The sequence below is a fragment of the Bacillus sp. EB106-04-02-XG92 genome (genome assembly GCF_058791995.1).
Genome location: NZ_JBYTEA010000008.1, coordinates 68,354 through 88,917 on the forward strand (window position 1 = coordinate 68,354; position 20,564 = coordinate 88,917).

The window sequence follows — 20,564 nt, forward strand, 5'->3', positions numbered from 1 at the left end:
CTCATATTCCTTGTTCATTTCGAATGAAAGCTAATAGCTTTGCACACCCTTCTGTTACAAGGTCATATACTTCTTGGAAATTCCCTGTATAGTAAGGGTCGGGAACGTCTGTCCAGCCACCGTCTGGAACAAAATCGGACAGCCTACCAATATAGCCTCCAGTTTCACCTAAACTTTTTAAATCTGCTATATTCTTGTTGTCCATGGCAATAATATAATCAAACTTTGTTAAGTCTTCTTTTTCTACTTGCCTTGCTTTAATTCCTTCAAAAGTGACTGCATTTTCTTTTAAAATTTTTTGTGTTCCTTTATGTGGCGGATGGCCAACATGCCAATCTCCAGTTCCTGCAGAATCAATGACAATTTTCTCTTCGAGTCCCTCTTTTACGACAAGATCTCGAAAAATCGCTTCTGCCATCGGAGAACGGCAAATGTTCCCAAGACAAACAAACAATACTTGAACCATATTTTGTTTCTTCCCTTCTTGGTGCATTTCTTTATATATACTTATAGTATAAACAACCAATTAGTGAATATAAAGGAAATCCCTACTAATTTAATAGGATTGAAAAGATTCATTAACGAAAATGATAAAAAATGTTAAGATAGCCTTATGTTATTTTAAAGGGGGACACTTCGGTGGATTTATCCGTAAAGTCAGAAGAAAACGTTGAATATATGGTCGAAGCTATTAAAGAAAAATTACGTATGGTTAATGCTGGAGCGATGAGAGCTGCTAGCTTTAATGAAGAAATGTACGAAGACTTACGTGACATTTATGAGCATGTGATGAAGCGTGAAACATTCAGCATTAGTGAAATGCAAGCTATTACAGAAGAATTAGGTACATTAATTAAAAAGTAAAAAGCCTCGCTTACGAGGCTCTTTTTTATTTCCAACAAATTCATGACAACTCTTCTCTTTCCCTCAACCAACTGTAAAATATTGTACAATAGAAGTAGAACCTCATCTTAGATTTTTTCTCCATACATACTACTCACAAATAATAGCAACACTACCATTGCTAACTGTTTTTACTGGAGGTGCTTACTTATGAGCAATTGGTACAGTAAGACGAAAGATCAAACATTAATCGACTTAGAAACAAATGAACAACACGGTTTAACAGATGAAATCGTAAATGAACGTTTAAAGCAATATGGTTTTAATGAATTAGCTACAAAACAAAAACGCACGTTATGGCAGCGTATTTTCGCCCAAATTAATGACGTCCTCGTATATGTCCTTATTATTGCTGCCCTTATTTCAGCCTTTGTAGGTGAATGGGCTGATGCAAGTATTATCGCGCTCGTTGTAGTTTTAAACGCTGTTATTGGCGTCGTCCAAGAATCAAAAGCAGAACAAGCGTTAGAGGCATTGAAAAAGATGGCGACACCTAAAGCTATCGTCAAACGAAATGGTGAACTAAAAGAAATTCCATCTGAGCACGTCGTTCCAGGTGATATCGTTATGCTCGACGCTGGACGATATATCCCATGCGATTTACGCCTGATTGAAACCGCAAATTTAAAAGTTGAAGAATCTGCTCTAACTGGTGAATCTGTCCCTGTTGATAAAGATGCAATCTACCATCCTTCCATGCAAAGTGATGAACAAGTACCACTCGGCGATCAAAAGAATATGGCCTTTATGTCTACTCTTGTAACATACGGGCGAGGCGTCGGTATTGCTGTTGAAACTGGCATGAAATCACAAATTGGTAAGATTGCTACTCTTTTACATGAAGCAGACGATGATATGACACCACTTCAAAAAAGCTTAGCACAAGTCGGTAAATATTTAGGATTTGTCGCTGTAGCGATTTGTATCGTTATGTTTCTCATCGGCTTTTTCCAAGGCCGGGATACGTTAGAAATGTTTATGACTGCTATTAGTTTAGCCGTTGCAGCCATTCCAGAAGGCTTGCCAGCTATCGTTTCCATCGTTCTTGCAATTGGTGTGCAGCGCATGATTAAACAAAACGTCATCATTCGGAAACTACCAGCTGTTGAAGCTCTCGGTTCTGTCACAATTATTTGTTCAGATAAAACGGGTACGTTAACACAAAATAAAATGACCGTTACTCACTTTTATAGTGATAACACATATGATCAATTAGAAAATTTAAATGTAAATAATGATGCGCAACGTCTACTGTTAGAAAATATGGTGCTATGTAACGATGCGTCTTACAATAACGAATCACAAACCGGAGACCCGACCGAAATTGCTCTTCTCGTTGCTGGAAACACTTTTAACATGCAAAAAGATTATTTAGAAAAGATACATGAGCGCGTTAACGAGATGCCTTTCGATTCAGATCGTAAAATGATGTCAACTGTGCATACATACGATGAAAGCTACTATAGTATGACGAAAGGTGCTATCGATAAGCTCTTACCTCGATGCACTCGCATATTTAAAAACGGGAAAATAGAGGGTTTAACAGAGGCTGATAAAAATCAAATATTAGAGGCTTCCGGGGCAATGTCTCAAGAGGCTTTAAGAGTACTTTCATTCTCATTTAAACAATACAATTCAAGCGATGTGGATATAGATCATCTTGAAGAAAACCTCATCTTTATCGGTCTTGTCGGTATGATTGATCCACCGCGAACTGAAGTAAAAGATTCCATTACAGAATGTAAAAAAGCCGGTATTCGCACAGTTATGATTACTGGTGACCATAAAGATACCGCCTTTGCCATTGCCAAAGAACTTGGTATTGCTGAAGAAATATCTGAAATTATGATTGGAACTGAATTAGATAACATTTCAGATACAGAGCTAGCAAGCAAAATTAATCACTTACATGTATTCGCGAGGGTCTCTCCAGAGCATAAAGTGAAAATTGTAAAGGCATTACGTACGAAAGGAAATATCGTTTCTATGACTGGTGATGGCGTCAATGACGCTCCATCTTTAAAGCAAGCTGATGTTGGCGTAGCGATGGGCATTACAGGAACAGACGTTGCAAAAGGTGCTGCGGATGTTGTGTTAACAGATGATAATTTCTCATCTATCGTGAAGGCTGTTGAGGAAGGTAGAAATATTTATCGTAACATAAAAAAATCAATCCTCTTCCTACTCTCTTGTAACTTCGGAGAAATTATCGCTTTATTTTTAGCTATTTTACTCGGCTGGGCAACACCACTACGACCTATTCACATTTTGTGGGTGAATTTAATTACAGATACACTGCCTGCATTATCACTTGGGGTTGATCCTGAAGATCCAGATGTGATGAAGGAAAAACCACGACATGCGAAAGAAAGCTTATTTAGTGGTAGTGTTCCTTTTCTTATTTTCAATGGGGCTGTCATTGGACTGTTAACGTTAATAGCCTTTATCGCCGGTGCAAAATTCTATACCGGAGATACAAATTTATTCCCTCTCTTCCCAGAGAAAATTGATGAGGATGCTCTATTACACGCTCAAACGATGGCATTTGTCGTTCTTAGTTTTTCTCAGCTCGTTCATTCATTTAACTTGCGTTCAAGAACGAAATCCATTTTTTCAATTGGGGTATTTACAAATAAATATTTAGTCTTCTCTCTTCTTATCGGTATTCTTATGCAAGTTTGTATCATCTCTATCCCACCTCTTGCAAATATATTCGGTGTGCATGCACTAACGATGCGAGATTGGGGATTTGTTCTCTTATTAAGTATCATTCCGCTTGTTGTGAATGAGATTATTAAATTAGTGAAGAGAAACTAAAAGGCAATGAGGACTATTCCTCATTGCCTTTTCCTTTATCCTTGTAATTCTTTTTTAATGTTCTCTGTTAATGTAGCCATACGTTTGCGGCTTTCTTCACGCTCACGTTTATTTTGCTCTTCAATTTGTTGTGTTTCTTGCATACCTCTTGAAATAATGTTCCAAGTTTCCTCAAGTGTTTCCATCTTAATACTAGAAGAACCTGATAATCTCGCTACTTCCACGCTTTGCGTTGCGATATTTTGTGCATTCTTCTTAAGTAATTCATTTGTACGGCGATCCAGTTCAGCCATGGAATCTGCAACAAGCTTTTGACGCTTCGCATTTACCGCTTGAATGATACCATTTTTAAAGATAGGAATTGTCGTAATAAATGCTGTATTAATTTTACCAATTAATTTATTGTTACCACGTTGAATCATACGTATTTGTGGTGCTGTCAGTAACGCAACCATACGTGCTTTTTCTAAATCATCAATACGCTGTTCTAAAATTTCAACAGAGTTTTTAAGTGACTCTAATTCAATACCTGCTAATTGGTCATTGTTACGTACACGCTCTTCATACATCGGAACTAGCTCTGTATTTAAACGCTCTAATAACATTTCCCCTGCTACTACGTATTTTTCTAAGTCTAAGTAATATTTTAAGTTTTGCTCATATAAACCGTCTAACGTACCAATTGATTTTTTCATTTCATCTTGATACTTCGTAATTTCCACATATACTTTATCAATTTCGCGGCCCATCGTTTGGTACTTGCTAAAGATTTGTTCAATCATTTTATCCGCTTTTTTGAACATACGTGAGAAGAAACCGCTTTTCTCTTCCGCAAAGTCTTTGCTATCAAATCGGTCCATAATTTTACCAAGTTGTTTTAATAATTCACCCGAATCTTCTATTTTTGATAATGACATTGTATGTAAAATTTGATCAGCAAAACGTGAAATTTCCATAGAAGGTTCTTTTCCAAGTTCAATTAATTCTAATTGGTCTTTAATATCTACCGCATTATAAATACGTTGTACATCCGCATCTTGTCTAAGCTGCAAACGAACATCTTGTGCTGTTTGCTCATTTAATTCTGTTTTCGAATCTAGTACGACTGGGTTATTCATATGGTATTCTCCCTTTCCTTATAAAAATGGACGAAATAGTCCTTTTATTGTTTGTGATAAATTTTTATAGGCTGATGAACCATGAAACTCAAGATCGAAATTAACCTCTTCAAGCCAATGTGAATCAAATGCCTCCGCTTCAATATACGGTTCAATATCGTTTCTTCCTGTCGGATTGAAGTGGAATACATCTACTCCTATTTGATTTAAAAATAGTAATAAAACAGCATCAGAGCGAGTCAATTCTCCACTCTTCTCATTATTATATATAACAATTTTCGGTACATCTTGTGAATAATCAAATTTCTCAAGCTGTTCTAAAATATTCGGTGGTATTTGAGAAAGTTGTGCAAAAACATATAGCGCTACATCTTGTTTCGTCTCTTTTGCAATTGGTTTACACATTTCACTTTCACACGTATGGATGATTGCTTCTGCAATACCATGTTGTAATCCCTCTGGCAATCGTTTATGCGGCCACCAATGACTGTTCATAATTAAATCTGGATGTAATTTCCCCCCGCGGTCTAATGCATCTCGATAATGATATTGGAAATTCGCTTTTTGTTCTTTCGTAAACGGGAATGTATTAATTAATAAACTGTTATCAAACGATGTAACAGCCTTTAATCGCTGAAAATATTCTTTATCATTCTTTGAAACACCTGATATTTTCGCAAATAAAGAAGGAATATAAATGTGTTTATTTTCAACAAAGAATGTCGGGCGTACAAACGCCTTTTCTTTCGTAATTAAAAAGAGTTCATCGTATGTTGTTTTTAATGTACGAGCTACAGGCGTATAGGAACGGAATTGCCACGGCTTGTACAATAGTGAATTATCGTGGTGCAGTACTTGTTCAATTTCTTTTGAAGCTTGATATGCTACTGTTGCCACACGCTCGCGGCGGCGGTCTGGAAATGGTTCAAGAGAAATGCGACCTGGATGAGACACAATAAAAGTTCTTCCCTCTTCATCAACATTCTCAAATCCATCTTTTCCTTCTGGATGATAATAAAGTACATCGCAGCCGAGCATAATAAGAAAGTATAAGAAATATATACGGCTTTCCTGTGCATCACCGTACCAAACGATACGCGGCATTTGTTTCTTATAGTTAATCGTAGAGAACCACTTCGCTACGTAATTTTCGCTTAATTTAATCATGTCGATTAAGAAACGACGGAAGCCTTCTGTCTTTAAAGATTGATTATGTTGTTTCTCATATAATTTCAATACAGAAATAAACGTCGTATGTATATAATGCTGTAAATCAGGATTGTCTACTTTCGGCAAAAGTTGTTTCCCGGATAAGTGCGCCACTAACCTATTTACTGTCAGACCATTTGGTGCTTCTTGATGTAATCCGAACACTTCTTGAATGTGACGAAGCTTTTCCGAATCAATCACTTTGTTTAAATTTTGTTCGTGTAAAACTTCAATCCCTTTCGCTTCACTATAATCAAACAGTTCATTAAAATATTCATCTACATCATTAGGAACTCCAAGGATTCGACATGCTATATAACTAAATTTCATCTCATTCTCTGTCAGCTCATACTGTGGGCGTTTTTCTAAGAGTGTTTCAAATTGCTTTAAATCTGATTCATCTTTTAATGCATATGGTTGAAGTGTAAAACGTGAAAACACAACAGTTCACCTCCAAAAACATTTACTTTTTCTAAGTCTTCCTTCTATTATAAACTATTTTTGGTTATAAAAAATGGGCGCTCGTAAAACGAGCAAACCCATTTCAATTATTTATTATCTTCTCTAGTAGCTGCAACTTCTTCTTTAGCTTGTCCAGAATTCTTCATGTAGTGAAGTATGAATGTTGCTCCAAATGCTACAACTAAAATGATAAAGAATAGCGTATGGCTTACTTCAATATGAATAACAGACAATAACATTTTTGCTGCAATAATTAGGATTAAAATATATGCTGTCGTTTCCAGTTCTGGAATACGCTCTAACAACTTTAAGAATACGCCAGCGATACCGCGCATCATTAAAATACCGAGCATTCCACCTAATAATAAAATCCAAACTTCATTTGATACACCAAATGCAGCAAGTACGCTATCTACAGAGAACGCGATATCCATTAATTCAACCATCGCAACTGTTCCCCAGAAGACACCAAACATTCTGAAGAGAATACTATTTTGGTTCATACCATGAGCTTCCTCTTCTTCTGCATTACCTTTTCTTTTATCAATGAAGTATTTAACTGAAAGCCATGCTAAGTAAAGTGCACCTAACACTTTTACCCACCATAATTTAATTAAGAACATTCCAATTCCAATTGCAATAAATCGGAATACATAAGCTCCAATAAGTCCATAGAATAATGCTTTTTTACGTTTTTCTTCCGGAAGGTGTTTTACCATTACTGCTAATACAAGTGCGTTATCAGCAGATAACAATCCTTCAAGTACAACAAGTGTACCAATTAATCCCCAAGATACTGGATCCTGCAACACTTTAATCCACATGTCCAAGTCGAAAAACTGAGCATACGTATCAAGGATTCCTTGCAAAATACTCATCTTACCTTTATCCCCTATTCTTTGCTAGATTTATAGAAAGGTCAAAAAAAGGAAACGAATATCGTTTCCTTTCTATGCATCCAAGCCATACGCTCTTACAAGCGCACCTAAACCACCTTGGAATCCACTTCCTACTGCATTAAACTTCCACTGTCCATTATGACGGTATAATTCACAAAAGACAACTGCTGTTTCAATGGAGAAATCTTCCCCTAAATCAAAACGAAGAACTTCTTCGTTCGTTTCTTCATTCGCTAAACGAACGAATGCATTTCCTACTTGTCCAAAGTTTTGACTACGGCCTTCTGCATCATAAATTGTAACTGTAATAGCAATTTTGTGCACATCTGCTGGAACTTTCTTTAAGTCCACAACAAGTTGCTCATCGTCACCTTCACCTTCACCTGTGCGGTTATCTCCTGTATGTAGAACAGATCCACAAGGAGACTGTAAATTATTATAGAAGATAAAATCAGTTTCCTTCGTGCATTTTCCGTTCGCATCTAATAGGAATGCTGATGCATCTAAATCGAAATCTGATCCACCGTCGTAAGATTTAATATCCCACCCAAGACCAATTACTGCTTTTGTTAAACCTGGGCTTGTCTTGCCTAAATCAATCTTCTGTCCTTTTTGCAATTGAATAACCATTTATATTCACCTCTATAATTTAATTTTTAAAAATAAATCCATCAGTAAACATACGTTTCACTGATGGATTTATTAATCTATTACTCTACATCTAAACCAAAGTTATTACATAGAGACGCTAATCCACCTTGGAATCCACTTCCGATTGCATTGAACTTCCAGTCACCTGCATGACGGTATAATTCACCTACTACAACAGCTGTTTCAATAGAGAAATCTTCTCCTAAGTCGTAACGAATTAACTCTGCATTCTTTTCTTCATCTAAAATACGTACGAAAGAGTTAGAAACTTGTCCGAAGTTTTGGCTACGACCTTCTCCATCGTAAATTGTAATTGTGAAACAAATACGTTCGATATGTGCAGGTACATTTTTTAAATCTACTTTAATCGATTCATCATCGCCTTCACCTTCACCAGTTCGGTTATCTCCTAAATGCTCTACTGCACCATTCGCACCTTTTGGGTTATTATAGAAGACGAAATCCTCTGCACCTGAAACTTTACCGTTAGCACCTACTAAGAAAATACTAACATCTAAATCGAAATCGTTTTGTCCGTCATAACGATTCGTATCCCAACCAAGTCCTACAAGAACTTTCGAAAGACCTGGATTCGTTTTTGTTAAGTCTACCTTTTGTCCTTTTTTCAATGAAATTGATGCCATACACAATTCCTCCTCGGTTTATTTTATTGATAACGTGATACAATCTCACTTAAGTTTTTGTCTTGTGTGCCTTCTCCAACAGCTGAAAACTTCCATTCACTTCCGTGGCGATACATTTCACCTGCAATTAGAGTCGTTTTGCCAGCATAATTATCCGATAAATTATAGCGCGCTAATTCTTCACCAGTTTGCGGGTTTTGAATACGAATATACGCATTACGAATCATCCCGAAATCTTGACGACGATTTACACAGTCATAAATATTTACAACAAATACTAAACGATTAATACGGCTCGGAACTTTATGTAATTCTACGAAAATTGTTTCGTCATCACCAGCGCCTTCACCTGTTAAATTATCTCCTGAATGAATAATACTACCACAAGTAGAAAGCTTGTTTCCGAAGTAAACTAAATCGTTTTTGTTTAAAAAACGATCCCCTTCTAACATAACAACAGATGCATCACAATCTACATTTGGTTTACTTCCAAATAATGAAGACAGAAACCCACCTGATTGCCCAATTGGATCCCAGCCTAAGCCAACCTGTAGTTTTGCTACTTTTGGTTGTCCTTTCGTTAAATCGATCTTTTGACCTTTTTCTAAAATAATAGGCATGAAGTTTCTTCCTTTCTACAAAGCATTTTCCAAGACGGAAAATATTGTATTCTTCCCTTATATTGTAGCATTATTTACCTAGTGATAAAAAGGATAAATTCTCAGTTATATGAAAACATTCATATAATTTACTTATGATGATGTAAGAAGTGGTAAATAGAACCAATCATTCCTGCGCAATTACCGTTTTGCGCAAGCTCAATCTCGCAATTACTATAAATCTCCTTATTTAAATATTTTTCTACCTCTTCTTTTACTTCTTTTAAGAACTTATTTCCTCTATCAGTAATTCCGCCACCTATAACAATCATTTCTGGATTAAAACTATAAGCAAGATTACTAATTCCAATAGCTAAATGTTTAAAGAAAACTTCAACAGCTTGCGTCACTTCCCTATCGCCTTTATCATACAATTCGAAAATCGTTTTTCCATTCCAATCACTTTCACCTTTATATTTTCGTACAAGATGAATTAACCCTGAAATGGAAGCAACCTCTTCAAACGTTTTCCCTTCTATTAACATATTTCCCCATTCACCAGCACTAAATGAATGTCCTCGGTACAACTCTCCATCTATAAAAATTGCTCCTCCAACACCTGTTCCAAGAGTAAGCATAATAAAATTTCTCTTTCCGTTTCCAATACCTTTCCATTTCTCTCCCAAAGCTGCACAATTTACATCATTTTCAACGGACACAGGAACTTGTAATACCCCTTGTAATCTATCAATGATAGGAATAGTCGCGTAGTTCGGAATATGCTCCACTCCTCCCGTTACAACCCCTTTATGAATATTAACAATTCCCGCAGTACTAATGCCAATTCCCGAAATAGTATGTTCATTCATTAATTGTTTGGATAGGAGAATAATTTTTTGAATGATTTGTTCTCCACCAAACTGAATTTCTGTTGGAACTGTTTTATGCTTTAGTACTACTCCCGTTTCTGAAACAATTCCATATTTAATTTGTGTACCACCAATATCAAATGCAATATATTCTTTCATCTGCTGTCACTTCCTCTACTGTAATTAGTGTGAAACTCCTACTGCTCTACTATTATAAAGAACTTACACTCACTCTTTTCTCTCTTTAGAAATACACCACCTTTTTCTATATATAGTTTTTTTTGCATAAAACTCTTTTTCCTAAGAAATATTACAAAGGGATGTATTTTAGATGGAATATTAATTTCTTAGGAGGAAAACAATGACGAAAATCTTCATTTTAGCATCAACACTCTCTTTATCTTTTTTTAGTGGGTTAAATATCGGTAATGCAGCAACGGAAAACTTCTCTCCAGCAACAAACGCAATTGTACAAAATAACGATCATTTAGCAGAAGGTAACTCAAAAGATAATAATAAACCACCAGGAAACAATGGTTCTCAGGACGATAGTGGTTCGGATGGCAATGGCTCAGGCGGTAACGGTTCTGATGGCAGTGGCTCGGGCGACAGTGGTTCCGGTGGTAACGGTTCGGGTGGCAATGGCTCAGGCGGTAATGGTTCCGGTGGTAACGGCTCAGGCGGTAACGGCTCAGGCGGCAACGGTTCTAGTGACAATGGTTCTGGTGGTAACGGCTCAGGCGGTAATGGCTCAGGCGGTAATGGCTCAGGCGGCAACGGCTCAGGCGGTAATGGTTCCGGTGGCAATGGTTCCGGTGGCAATGGCTCAGGCGGCAACGGTTCTAGTGACAATGGTTCTGGTGGTAACGATTCTGGTGGCAATGGCTCAGGCGGTAACGGCTCAGGCGGTAACGGTTCGGGCGGCAACGGCTCAGGCGGTAATGGTTCCGGTGGCAATGGCTCAGGCGGTAACGGTTCGGGCGGCAACGGTTCTAGTGACAATGGTTCTGGTGGTAACGGTTCTGGTGGCAATGGCTCAGGCGGTAACGGCTCAGGCGGTAATGGCTCAGGCGGTAATGGCTCAGGCGGTAATGGCTCTCAGGGCGGTAATCGTGTTAAAGGCGATAGCAGTTCTCCAGGTAGTGATGATTCTCAAGGCAGTAACGGTTCCCAAGGTGGTAACGTAAAAGATAATGCGAAAAAACAAGGCGATAAGTTACCGAATACAGCAACACATTATCCTGCATCTATTTTAATGGGACTTTCAACATTCCTAATTGGTATGTTACTATTTATCCGCCGTAAAAACGCAAAATAAAACACATCCTTCCATCTAAAACATACATGAAATAAAGTGAAACTTTAATCAGTGGGGATTTTCTTCATCCCCCACTGATTATCAGCCCTCACCAATCGGACTTTTATGGGCAGCCCGACCCTCACCTAACTTCTTTGCTTTCGCTGAATGTTGAGGTGGGGGTCTTACTGCCCATTAAAGCGGGATAAATTGTAAAACTAAAAAGGACTTTGGATTGCATTTTATTATGCAGACCAAAGTCCTTTTTATCACTTATCAGAAAGAGTCTTAATACGCTTTTCCCCAATACACCATTTGTTTAGCTTCTTTACCACAACAAATACATTCGTCAGCTAAATGCTCTTGCTCAAAAGGTATACAGCGAGAAGATACTCCAACTTCTTCTTTTAGTTTCTCTTCACAAGCTAATTCTCCGCACCACATTGCCTTAATAAAGCCTTGCTTTTCATCAGCTACTTGTTTCATCTCTTCGAAATTCGCCGTGCTATACGTATTCTCATCGCGGAATACTTTTGCCTTATTAAATAAAGAATGATGAATTTCCTCAAGTAGTGCTGGAATACGTTTTTCTAATTGATCCATTGATATAAATTCTTTTTCTTTCGTATCTCTTCTTACAAGTACAACTTGATTCTTTTCAATATCTTTAGGACCAACTTCTAATCGAATTGGAATGCCCTTCATTTCATACTCATTAAATTTCCAGCCTGGTGTTTTATTACTAGCATCTATTTTCACGCGTGCAACCTTTTGAATATGCCCTTGTAACTCTGTTGCTTTCGCTAAAACTCCTTCTTTATGCTGAGCAATTGGTACGATAACAACTTGTACTGGTGCGACTTTAGGAGGCATTACAAGCCCATTATTATCACTATGAACCATAATAAGTCCACCTATCATTCTTGTTGATACTCCCCAAGATGTTTGGTGTACATATTGCCACTTACCGTTACGATCTAAAAACTTAATATCAAATGCTTCTGAGAAGTTCGTTCCAAAGTTATGGGATGTTCCTGTTTGAAGTGCTTTCCCATCATGCATCAAGCTTTCAATTGTATAAGTTGCCTTTGCGCCCGCAAATTTTTCTTTTTCTGTTTTTTGTCCTTTAATGACTGGTATCGCTAAGTAATCTTCACAGAAAGAAGCATATAAATTTAAAATATTTAATGTTTCAGCTTGCGATTCCTCTGCCGTTTCATGAATTGTATGACCCTCTTGCCATAAGAATTCCGTTGTACGAAGGAATGGTCTCGTTGTCTTTTCCCAACGAACTACAGAACACCACTGATTATATAGCTTTGGCAAATCATTATAGGATTGCACAATTTTTGAAAAATGCTCACAGAATAAAGTTTCAGATGTAGGTCGTACACAAAGCCTTTCTGCTAATTTTTCATCCCCGCCATGTGTCACCCATGCTACTTCAGGAGCAAACCCTTCTACGTGATCCTTCTCTTTTTGCAATAAACTCTCTGGAATAAACATTGGCATATACACATTTTCATGACCTGTTGCTTTTAACTTCTCATCCATCACTTTCTGCATATTTTCCCATAAGGCATAACCGTACGGGCGTAGAATCATACACCCTTTTACACTTGAATAATCAACAAGTTCTGCTTTTTTCACAATATCTGTGTACCACTGTGCAAAGTCCTCTTCCATCTTCGTAATCGCTTGTACTTGTTCTTTTGCCATAGTCAGTCTTCCTCCTTCTAGAAAATACAAAAAAGCCCGTGTCCCTAAATAGGGACCGAGCTTTGCCGGCGTTACCACCCTGATTCATGCACAAAAATTGCGCATGCTCTCTTTTTGATAACGGGAAACTCCCGCTGCATATGCAGAACGCAAAGGTAGGTTCCATATTGCCTTTTTAAGAATCTTTCAGCCTGCTGGATTCTCTCTCTGCTAAAAAGGTTGAACATGTACTAATCCTTTTTCATCGTTATGACGAAATAAATTTGTTGATTATCATAATACAAATTCTTTTTTAAAACAATAGCTAATTTTCTCATTTTTATATATTCTTTTCATTTTCTGCAGTTTTATACGTAGCTTTTTCTCGTGATTTTTACAAGTTGATGTGCACTCATACCGATAAGTGTACCAAGTAGAACGAAAAAACCAATAAATCCATATCCCATTCCTTCCCATCCACCAATCACCATCATTGTAACCGGGAAGGATACTAAACAAAGAAGTATTAAACTAAGTGCAAATATAATATCGAACTGCTTGTCTGGAAACCGTTTCTTTAATAAGTACGAAATAGCAAATACAAGGATAATCGTAATTCCGCCAATGATGTAAAAGATACTAAATCCATCTAGCCAATCCATAGTATTCCCTCCTTCCATTCATTCCCTTATACTTAATTATATGATTAACTTTTCTGAAAATAAACAATAAATTTTCACCTCGAAATATATTTTTATTACTAGGTATTAATAGTAATATATAAGAATAGGTTTTATATAATCAGGAGGGACCTTTATGGATAAAGCATTAACAAACCGCGTCATTATTTTATCTTTCGATTGCTTATCAGCTTTAGATTTTCCTATATTACAAAAACTACCTAATTTCCAAACATTAATAAACAAGGGCGCGATGGCGAAAAAAGTGGAACCTATTTATCCTTCTGTAACATACCCAAGCCACTCAACAATCGTTACTGGAAACTATCCTAATAAACATGGCGTAGTTAGCAATACGTTACTTCAACCTGGACGCGAGTCACCAGATTGGCATTGGTACCGAAAATCTATTAAAGGAACAACGTTATACGATGAAGCACGTAAAGCAAATTTAACGACAGCTGCCCTTCTATGGCCTGTTACTGGAAGGGCAAATATTGATTACAATTTACCAGAAATCTTCCCTAATAGACCGTGGCAAAATCAAGTTTTAGTTTCATTATTTAGCGGTAGTCCGCTATATCAATTAGATTTAAATCGTCGCTTCGGCCATATACGAAGTGGTTTGTCACAACCTGAACTCGATGATTTCGTACTTGCTTCTGCTGTGCATACAATTCAGACGAAGAAGCCTAATGTCATGTTTGTACATTTCACCGATTTAGACACTCAAAGACACTATCACGGCTTTGAATCAAAAGAAACAATAGCTGCAATTCATAGACACGATGAACGGCTAGGAAAAATTATTCAAGCTTTAAAAGATAGTGACCTATACGAAGAGAGTACAATTATCGCTCTTGGTGACCATAGCGCTTTAAGTGAAAGCAAAGCCATTCAATTAAATGTACTATTTCATCAAAACGGGCTACTATCTATAAATTCAAAAGGAAAATTAATAGACTGGAAGGCCTATTGTCAAAGTTGTGATGGATCTGCCTATGTATATGTGAAAGATAAGAACGATACCGATACAATTCGAGACGTACAACTACTCCTTGAAGAACTACTTCAAAATAAACAAAATGGAATTGAATTTATATTTCATGATGAAGCTGCAAAAGACTGCGGTGCAGATGGTGATTGTTTATTTATGTTAGAAGCGCGAGAAGGATATTATTTCACTGAAAACTATACAGGAGATTTTATAAAAGAGATTACTGAAAAAGACGTTACGCCTAGTAAAAAATATACATTTGGTACGCATGGATACTCTCCAACAAAACCTAACTATGAAACAATTTTTATCGCTGCTGGGAAAGGGATAAAAAGCGGCGTTACCATCCCGTATATGAGACTTATTGATGAAGGTCCAACTATCGCTAGACTACTCGGTTTACACTTAGGTGAAACAGACGGATCAATTGTAGAGGATTTACTCCAATTGTAAAGAACTGTGTATATATGTAAAAGTTATGTAAAAATCATCACTGTTTCTCTTTTTATAATTTTTAATTTTGTACACTGTTAGTAGAACAAATTTAAGGGGGAACATTATATGAAGAAAATGTCCAGACAAGAAAAAAGCTGGATATTATACGATTGGGCGAACTCAGTATATTCGCTCGTCATTACAACTGCATTATTCCCAATTTACTTTAAGGCAGCTGCAAAAGAAGCTGGACTATCTGGTGCAACTTCAACAGCATATTGGGGATATGCAAACTCGTTCGCTACACTTTTAATTTCTATACTTGCCCCTATTCTCGGCACAGTTGCTGATTATAAAGGATTTAAAAAACGATTTTTCACATTCTTCTTTGGACTCGGTATCGTATTTACAAGTATGCTAGCAGTCGTCCCAACATCTCAGTGGTACTTATTACTAGGGTGCTATATGCTAGCGTTAGTCGGTTTTGCTGGGGCAAATATCTTTTATGATGCATTTTTAGTAGATGTCACTTCCGAAGATAGAATGGACCGAATTTCTACGAGAGGCTTTGCATTAGGTTATATCGGGAGTACTATTCCTTTTATCGGTTGTATCGCTCTTATTATTCTTGCTCAAAAAGGAACTATCCCTTTATCTGTTGGCATTGCTAGTCAAATTTCATTCGCGATAACAGCTCTTTGGTGGGGGTTATTTACGATTCCAATGCTAAAAAACGTAGAGCAAACACACTATATTGAACGTCACCCTAGACCAATTGCAATGAGCTTCAAGCGCCTTGCTGCTACTTTTAAAAATATTAAAGAATATAAAACAGTCTTTATGTTCCTAATCGCTTACTTCTTCTACATTGATGGGGTCGATACAATTATTACTATGTCCACCGCTTACGGAACAGATCTTGGTATTAGTGCAACGAATCTATTAATCATCTTATTCGTCACACAAATTGTAGCTTGTCCATTTGCTTTATTATACGGAAAATTATCAGAAACATTTACAGGTAAAAAGATGCTATATGTCGGTATTATTATTTATATTATTATCTGCACATATGCTTATTTCTTAAAAACGACACTCGATTTCTGGATTTTAGCAATGTTAGTTGCCACTTCTCAGGGTGGGATTCAAGCACTTAGTCGTTCCTATTTTGCAAAACTAGTACCTAAAGAATCGGCAAATGAATTCTTCGGATTTTATAATATATTTGGCAAGTTTGCCGCGATTATGGGTCCAGTATTAGTCGGTGTTACAACTCAATTAACAGGAAAAACAAACGCTGGTGTCCTTAGCATTATTGTACTGTTCATTATCGGGGGATTCTTACTAACTAGAGTTCCAGAAAATCATACATCCGTTACACCACCTAGTCCAAAAACGAAAACACTATAAGAAAAAGATCCTCTTCACATAAGAAGAGGATCTTTTATTGATAACGCCCCGCTACGAAAGACGCTACATCTTATACAAAAATAGTTTATCAACAGTTGTTCCTAATACTTCCGCTAAACGAAAAGCTAATGCTAAACTTGGATCATATTTATTATTCTCAATTGCATTTATCGTCTGTCTTGAAACTTTACACTTATCAGCTAATGCACCTTGTGAAATATTATTTTCAGTGCGTAATTCATAAATTTGATTTTTCACATCTTTTCTCCTAACATGTAAAATCGTTTTTACAACATTAGTATATAGTCGGTACATTTCATTGTCAAAATATCGTCATGAAAAAAGGAGCAATTCAGCCCCCTTACAATAGCTATTTTGAAACCAATGAATTCGTCATTTCCTCTTGATTAACAACATCTTCTTTCTTTATTTGCATACGTAAAACCGGACCTATTGCTAATAAAATAAGTGACATTGCTATACAAAATACGGTAACTAGCGAGGTCAGCTCCTTCAATCCTCCAGCTAGTGAAGTCCCAATTAACATTGCTCCCATAAACAGTGGTAAAATCGTCCCATTTACTCTTCCAACCATATTTTCTGGTACAAGTTGAATCATAAGCGTACCGACAACGATATTAACACAAGCTAAACAAATACCTGTTCCAAATCTCATAAAACTAGTAACCCAAAATGATGTAGATAGCCCTTCTACTAAAAATGACATCGCTAATATGCTCATACCGAATACAAACATCTTTTTCGGATTCACTTTTGAAGCGAAAACTGCAGCAACAATACCACCGATTAACATACCTATTCCATCAGCTGCAGCTAAATATTGAACTGCTTCCTTTTCCATTCCAAGACGTTCTATTACAAGAAACACCTCTAATGGAGTTGTTAATCCAACAGCTAAGCCGATAATGGTGAAAGTGATCGTAATCATACGTAAATTTTTCGTATGAAAAACATATTTCCACCCTTCTTTGATATCATTTTTTAATGAACCTCTCGCCACTTGCTCCTTTTCAACCCATTTTGGTAAGAATGAAAGGGCGATAGCAGATAACAAAAATAGAATGATTAAACTATATAGTGACGTAAATAAACCAAGTTGTGTATACACAAGCGATCCTACCACTGGTCCAAAAATCAGAAATAATGACTGTAATGTTTGGTTAAATGCAATCGCATTTGCTACCTGTTCTTCTTTTACGTAGCGCTTAAATATACGCGAAGATGATGGCTGAGAAAACTGACCTACAATCGCGGAAATGAGTGTTGCAAAAAATATAGCCTGCCAATAATCCAGTTTTAACAACAGGACAATTCCTATAATAGACAGTACACTTAATACATCTCCAGCGACCATTGTTCTTTTTGGATTCCAACGATCCGCTAGCGCACCACCGATAAACGAGAAAATAAAAATAGGTGCATATTCCATAACCGATAACAACGATACAGAAACCGGATCATTATTCGTTCGCTCCATTATGAAATACAAAAGAGCCATATTTCTGATCCAAATTGCAAATTGTTGTAAAATATCAGATGCCATAACGAGCATAAATGCTCGGTTTGTAAATAAAGCGTTCATTTTCATTCCCCTTTCATAAACCGACCGTTCGGTCTAATTTGTTTTGTAAGAAAAGCAACTGACTTATGATTCAGCTGCCATTCCTTTTAACAATACATCTATTGCCTTTTTATAAATACGTTGCAGCTCTTTATAATCTAACTCGTAGTAAAGTACCCCAAGCCCTGATAATAATCCATTCACAATATACATAAGATCGCGCGTATTATCTTCACGAAACTCTCCAGACTGTATACCTGCTTCAATTAGTTTCTCAAACATAACGTATGATTCCCTAGTTAAAGCTAATAGTTCATCCAAAATCTCTTTACTTACAACTTGGCTCATAGAGAATTCCTCTATTGCATTTGAAATTGGTTGCTGTATGTCCTCTACATGATATTCCGCGAGACCATATAGTTTTTCAGTATTCGTACTATACAACTTCTCTTTTTCATTCCATTTTTCAAGCCAATCATACGTATGCTGTTTTACTACAAATAAAAATAATTCTTCTTTACTTTTAAAGTGATAATAAATGCTTCCTTTACTTCTCTCTGTAATTTCACAAATTTCTTCCATAGATGTAGCTGCATAGCCCTTCTGTGAAAACAGACTTTCTGCTTTATATGCAATTTCTTTCTTTATCTCTTCTGCGCTTCTTCTCATATTTACACCTCTTTAAACCGACCGTTCAGTCTAATAATAACAAATTAAAAACCTCTATTACAAGAGGCTATATTTTTTATTTAAGAAAATGTACTTTCAAACCACGTTCGAATCATATGTATGATTCCAATTTTAAATCCTAATTTAACAAGAAATACGCCTCCCGCAGCTAATAAAAATAACATTACTTTCCCCTTGTTTTTCACTTTCGGTTCCCTTTTCATTTCTATTCCCCTTAGTACGTTAAAAATATTAATCAAACGTTTGTTTAACTGTTTTTATGCATATGTAAGCCAACTAATCAAACGTTTGTTTAAAAAGAAATACGCCTTTATAAGGCGCATTTTCATCAATCACCGCCACCTCCGCCGCCATCGCAGCTGCCTCCGCTATCTCCGCCAAAAGATCCTCCGCAATCATGTGAACCTCCATGCGAGCTATCATTATCAGATCCAGCAAAGAAAAATAATGGTGATGAGTTGTTAGATGAATTATGAATGTTGTTTTGTTTCGTAAGATTTACCTTCTTTTTGTTTGATCGAACTGCCGTTATAATTATTCCAACTACAACAAATAATAGTATGAAAATAATGAATTCCATATAAAAACCTCCCTTAATCTTCGAATAATTGAATAGTTCTCTCTAGATTTTCAAGTGAAATAAAGCGAGATTCACGAAGGATCTCTTTTCCATTATAAAATAATAAAACTGTTGGCCCTGTAAATACTCCATATCGCCCTGCAATTTCTTGCATGTCTTGTAGTAATATTTCTACTTTCTCTACGTAATCATAATTCTCTAATACACCATTTACTTTTCTTAACATAACATCACAAACACCACAATTTTCTGTTTTAATAAACAGAAGTACTAATTGTTGTTCTTCAATATATGTCTCTAATTCTTCTATCGTTTCAAATGTATTCATCTTATCCCTCTTAGCGTAATTTACGAAATACTTTACCTTGGTACATACGAAAAGCTGAACTATCTTTCATTTTCCTCTTTTCCATTACCTGCTGAAAACGCAGCGTTTTTGCTGTTAACTCTTCTTGTAATTTTTTTCTCTCTGCTTCATCATAACAGCACGCAATTAAGTCTTCTATTTTTAATATATCTTTTTGTAGTTCCATTTCTGGTGGAATCATGCCCGCATTTTTTAAGATTTTATAACTCATTCTAAGTTCTGGAGGTACCATTGAAAGGTCTTCTAATTGTAGTGGTTTTCCTTTTCCCGGAATATGATCAAGGTCTCCATTCCGTATTGCTTGTCGAATTTTTTCTTCAGCAATGTTCAAAAAGACATCCACACCATTCGCTCCTTTACATATTTTTACTATTATTTTACATGATATTTTCTCATCTTGCTACGCTATTACAAATTGACTTCATACAATTTTTTCTCAAATTTAATTCCAAGAAGCCCTTTCCTCCCTAATCAATATTTTATTCTCATTTGTAATCTGTATTAGAGCCATTTCATATTGAGAAAGTCTTTTCGAATCCAATAAAGCGTTTACACCAAATCTTACATTTGCTACGATTTAATCACCCCAGCTCCCTTGTATAGACTTCGTGATGTCTGATCATTTTTATCCCGCTTTAATGGGCAGTAAGACCCCAA

22 protein-coding genes and 1 other annotated feature are annotated in these 20,564 nt (G+C 36.4%); of the genes, 5 read left to right on the forward strand and 17 right to left on the reverse strand.

Annotated features, from left to right (window positions below):
- Window position 1: 1 nt before the first annotated feature.
- The gene (locus tag AC3WVA_RS19850) at window positions 2-466 is read right to left on the reverse strand and encodes a low molecular weight protein-tyrosine-phosphatase (RefSeq protein WP_048527903.1); all 465 of its coding nucleotides are present in this window, start codon (window positions 464-466) and stop codon (window positions 2-4) included.
- A 173-nt stretch (window positions 467-639) separates the two neighbouring features.
- On the opposite strand from AC3WVA_RS19850, the gene AC3WVA_RS19855 reads away from it, so the two are divergent.
- The gene (locus AC3WVA_RS19855) at window positions 640-864 is read left to right on the forward strand and encodes a DUF1128 domain-containing protein (RefSeq protein WP_000366197.1); all 225 of its coding nucleotides are present in this window, start codon (window positions 640-642) and stop codon (window positions 862-864) included.
- 189 nt (window positions 865-1,053) lie between these two features.
- Window positions 1,054-3,720 carry a cation-translocating P-type ATPase gene (locus tag AC3WVA_RS19860; protein WP_492322111.1) on the forward strand — a complete coding sequence of 889 codons (2,667 nt, stop codon included), beginning with the start codon at window positions 1,054-1,056 and terminating at the stop codon, window positions 3,718-3,720.
- A 35-nt stretch (window positions 3,721-3,755) separates the two neighbouring features.
- Here the strand turns inward: AC3WVA_RS19860 and AC3WVA_RS19865 are convergent, their stop codons facing one another.
- From AC3WVA_RS19865 to AC3WVA_RS19895, 7 genes are all read right to left on the reverse strand, one after another.
- Entirely contained in the window at window positions 3,756-4,838 is a 1,083-nt protein-coding gene (locus AC3WVA_RS19865) for a toxic anion resistance protein (RefSeq protein ID WP_001064413.1), read from the reverse strand.
- Window positions 4,839-4,856: 18 nt separating this feature from the next.
- Window positions 4,857-6,488, reverse strand: coding sequence for a YceG family protein (locus AC3WVA_RS19870; RefSeq protein WP_098520781.1), 1,632 nt, complete (start codon window positions 6,486-6,488; stop codon window positions 4,857-4,859).
- 107 nt (window positions 6,489-6,595) lie between these two features.
- A complete protein-coding gene (locus AC3WVA_RS19875; protein ID WP_048527906.1) occupies window positions 6,596-7,387 on the reverse strand; it encodes a TerC family protein in 792 nt (263 codons plus the stop codon).
- Between the two features lie 72 nt (window positions 7,388-7,459).
- On the reverse strand, window positions 7,460-8,038 hold the full coding sequence (locus AC3WVA_RS19880; protein WP_000236649.1) for a TerD family protein: 579 nt from the start codon (window positions 8,036-8,038) through the stop codon (window positions 7,460-7,462).
- Window positions 8,039-8,118: 80 nt separating this feature from the next.
- Entirely contained in the window at window positions 8,119-8,703 is a 585-nt protein-coding gene (locus AC3WVA_RS19885; RefSeq protein WP_000146729.1) for a TerD family protein, read from the reverse strand.
- 23 nt (window positions 8,704-8,726) lie between these two features.
- Window positions 8,727-9,323: a TerD family protein gene (locus AC3WVA_RS19890; RefSeq protein WP_001121586.1), complete on the reverse strand. Its 597-nt coding sequence runs from the start codon at window positions 9,321-9,323 to the stop codon at window positions 8,727-8,729.
- 128 nt (window positions 9,324-9,451) lie between these two features.
- Window positions 9,452-10,330, reverse strand: a complete 879-nt coding sequence (locus AC3WVA_RS19895) for an ROK family protein (protein ID WP_071757072.1) — start codon at window positions 10,328-10,330, stop codon at window positions 9,452-9,454.
- A 202-nt stretch (window positions 10,331-10,532) separates the two neighbouring features.
- Between AC3WVA_RS19895 and AC3WVA_RS19900 the strand changes: the two genes are divergently transcribed.
- Window positions 10,533-11,489, forward strand: coding sequence for an LPXTG cell wall anchor domain-containing protein (locus AC3WVA_RS19900; protein ID WP_492322112.1), 957 nt, complete (start codon window positions 10,533-10,535; stop codon window positions 11,487-11,489).
- A 267-nt stretch (window positions 11,490-11,756) separates the two neighbouring features.
- Here the strand turns inward: AC3WVA_RS19900 and proS are convergent, their stop codons facing one another.
- Both proS and AC3WVA_RS19910 read right to left on the reverse strand, forming a co-directional pair.
- Window positions 11,757-13,187 carry a proline--tRNA ligase gene (proS, locus tag AC3WVA_RS19905; RefSeq protein ID WP_098347160.1) on the reverse strand — a complete coding sequence of 477 codons (1,431 nt, stop codon included), beginning with the start codon at window positions 13,185-13,187 and terminating at the stop codon, window positions 11,757-11,759.
- A gap of 47 nt (window positions 13,188-13,234) precedes the next feature.
- Window positions 13,235-13,441, reverse strand: a binding site (T-box leader).
- 93 nt (window positions 13,442-13,534) lie between these two features.
- On the reverse strand, window positions 13,535-13,828 hold the full coding sequence (locus AC3WVA_RS19910; RefSeq protein ID WP_492322113.1) for a YesK-like family protein: 294 nt from the start codon (window positions 13,826-13,828) through the stop codon (window positions 13,535-13,537).
- Window positions 13,829-13,982: 154 nt separating this feature from the next.
- Between AC3WVA_RS19910 and AC3WVA_RS19915 the strand changes: the two genes are divergently transcribed.
- Both AC3WVA_RS19915 and AC3WVA_RS19920 read left to right on the forward strand, forming a co-directional pair.
- Entirely contained in the window at window positions 13,983-15,296 is a 1,314-nt protein-coding gene (locus AC3WVA_RS19915; protein ID WP_098347162.1) for an alkaline phosphatase family protein, read from the forward strand.
- 108 nt (window positions 15,297-15,404) lie between these two features.
- On the forward strand, window positions 15,405-16,688 hold the full coding sequence (locus tag AC3WVA_RS19920) for an MFS transporter (protein WP_098347163.1): 1,284 nt from the start codon (window positions 15,405-15,407) through the stop codon (window positions 16,686-16,688).
- Between the two features lie 63 nt (window positions 16,689-16,751).
- Here AC3WVA_RS19920 and AC3WVA_RS19925 read toward each other — a convergent pair whose 3' ends face one another.
- The 7 genes from AC3WVA_RS19925 to AC3WVA_RS19955 form a co-directional block, all read right to left on the reverse strand.
- Window positions 16,752-17,003: a helix-turn-helix transcriptional regulator gene (locus AC3WVA_RS19925; RefSeq protein ID WP_002078892.1), complete on the reverse strand. Its 252-nt coding sequence runs from the start codon at window positions 17,001-17,003 to the stop codon at window positions 16,752-16,754.
- 55 nt (window positions 17,004-17,058) lie between these two features.
- Window positions 17,059-18,291: an MFS transporter gene (locus tag AC3WVA_RS19930; RefSeq protein WP_098347164.1), complete on the reverse strand. Its 1,233-nt coding sequence runs from the start codon at window positions 18,289-18,291 to the stop codon at window positions 17,059-17,061.
- Window positions 18,292-18,354: 63 nt separating this feature from the next.
- Window positions 18,355-18,939 (reverse strand): TetR/AcrR family transcriptional regulator, encoded by a 585-nt coding sequence (locus AC3WVA_RS19935; protein WP_048529283.1) that lies wholly within the window; start codon window positions 18,937-18,939, stop codon window positions 18,355-18,357.
- A gap of 80 nt (window positions 18,940-19,019) precedes the next feature.
- Window positions 19,020-19,163, reverse strand: a complete 144-nt coding sequence (locus AC3WVA_RS19940) for a hypothetical protein (RefSeq protein ID WP_000817976.1) — start codon at window positions 19,161-19,163, stop codon at window positions 19,020-19,022.
- Window positions 19,164-19,288: 125 nt separating this feature from the next.
- A complete protein-coding gene (locus AC3WVA_RS19945; RefSeq protein ID WP_098347165.1) occupies window positions 19,289-19,540 on the reverse strand; it encodes a hypothetical protein in 252 nt (83 codons plus the stop codon).
- A gap of 13 nt (window positions 19,541-19,553) precedes the next feature.
- Window positions 19,554-19,868 (reverse strand): thioredoxin family protein, encoded by a 315-nt coding sequence (locus tag AC3WVA_RS19950; protein WP_098347166.1) that lies wholly within the window; start codon window positions 19,866-19,868, stop codon window positions 19,554-19,556.
- A gap of 10 nt (window positions 19,869-19,878) precedes the next feature.
- Window positions 19,879-20,250, reverse strand: coding sequence for a DnaJ family domain-containing protein (locus AC3WVA_RS19955; protein ID WP_098347167.1), 372 nt, complete (start codon window positions 20,248-20,250; stop codon window positions 19,879-19,881).
- Window positions 20,251-20,564 lie beyond the last annotated feature (314 nt).

Excerpts from the sequence above, each read along its gene's own strand:
- AC3WVA_RS19920 (WP_098347163.1), top strand. The coding sequence starts at position 15,405 with ATGAAGAAAATGTCCAGACAAGAAAAAAGCTGGATATTATACGATTGG.
- AC3WVA_RS19895 (WP_071757072.1), bottom strand. The coding sequence starts at position 10,330 with ATGAAAGAATATATTGCATTTGATATTGGTGGTACACAAATTAAATAT.
- AC3WVA_RS19890 (WP_001121586.1), bottom strand. The coding sequence starts at position 9,323 with ATGCCTATTATTTTAGAAAAAGGTCAAAAGATCGATTTAACGAAAGGA.
- AC3WVA_RS19950 (WP_098347166.1), bottom strand. The coding sequence starts at position 19,868 with ATGAATACATTTGAAACGATAGAAGAATTAGAGACATATATTGAAGAA.
- AC3WVA_RS19910 (WP_492322113.1), bottom strand. The coding sequence starts at position 13,828 with ATGGATTGGCTAGATGGATTTAGTATCTTTTACATCATTGGCGGAATT.
- AC3WVA_RS19935 (WP_048529283.1), bottom strand. The coding sequence starts at position 18,939 with ATGAGAAGAAGCGCAGAAGAGATAAAGAAAGAAATTGCATATAAAGCA.
- AC3WVA_RS19850 (WP_048527903.1), bottom strand. The coding sequence starts at position 466 with ATGGTTCAAGTATTGTTTGTTTGTCTTGGGAACATTTGCCGTTCTCCG.
- AC3WVA_RS19900 (WP_492322112.1), top strand. The coding sequence starts at position 10,533 with ATGACGAAAATCTTCATTTTAGCATCAACACTCTCTTTATCTTTTTTT.
- AC3WVA_RS19940 (WP_000817976.1), bottom strand. The coding sequence starts at position 19,163 with ATGAAAAGGGAACCGAAAGTGAAAAACAAGGGGAAAGTAATGTTATTT.
- AC3WVA_RS19880 (WP_000236649.1), bottom strand. The coding sequence starts at position 8,038 with ATGGTTATTCAATTGCAAAAAGGACAGAAGATTGATTTAGGCAAGACA.
- AC3WVA_RS19945 (WP_098347165.1), bottom strand. The coding sequence starts at position 19,540 with ATGGAATTCATTATTTTCATACTATTATTTGTTGTAGTTGGAATAATT.
- proS (WP_098347160.1), bottom strand. The coding sequence starts at position 13,187 with ATGGCAAAAGAACAAGTACAAGCGATTACGAAGATGGAAGAGGACTTT.
- AC3WVA_RS19865 (WP_001064413.1), bottom strand. The coding sequence starts at position 4,838 with ATGAATAACCCAGTCGTACTAGATTCGAAAACAGAATTAAATGAGCAA.
- AC3WVA_RS19925 (WP_002078892.1), bottom strand. The coding sequence starts at position 17,003 with ATGTACCGACTATATACTAATGTTGTAAAAACGATTTTACATGTTAGG.
- AC3WVA_RS19885 (WP_000146729.1), bottom strand. The coding sequence starts at position 8,703 with ATGGCATCAATTTCATTGAAAAAAGGACAAAAGGTAGACTTAACAAAA.
- AC3WVA_RS19860 (WP_492322111.1), top strand. The coding sequence starts at position 1,054 with ATGAGCAATTGGTACAGTAAGACGAAAGATCAAACATTAATCGACTTA.
- AC3WVA_RS19930 (WP_098347164.1), bottom strand. The coding sequence starts at position 18,291 with ATGAACGCTTTATTTACAAACCGAGCATTTATGCTCGTTATGGCATCT.
- AC3WVA_RS19915 (WP_098347162.1), top strand. The coding sequence starts at position 13,983 with ATGGATAAAGCATTAACAAACCGCGTCATTATTTTATCTTTCGATTGC.
- AC3WVA_RS19875 (WP_048527906.1), bottom strand. The coding sequence starts at position 7,387 with ATGAGTATTTTGCAAGGAATCCTTGATACGTATGCTCAGTTTTTCGAC.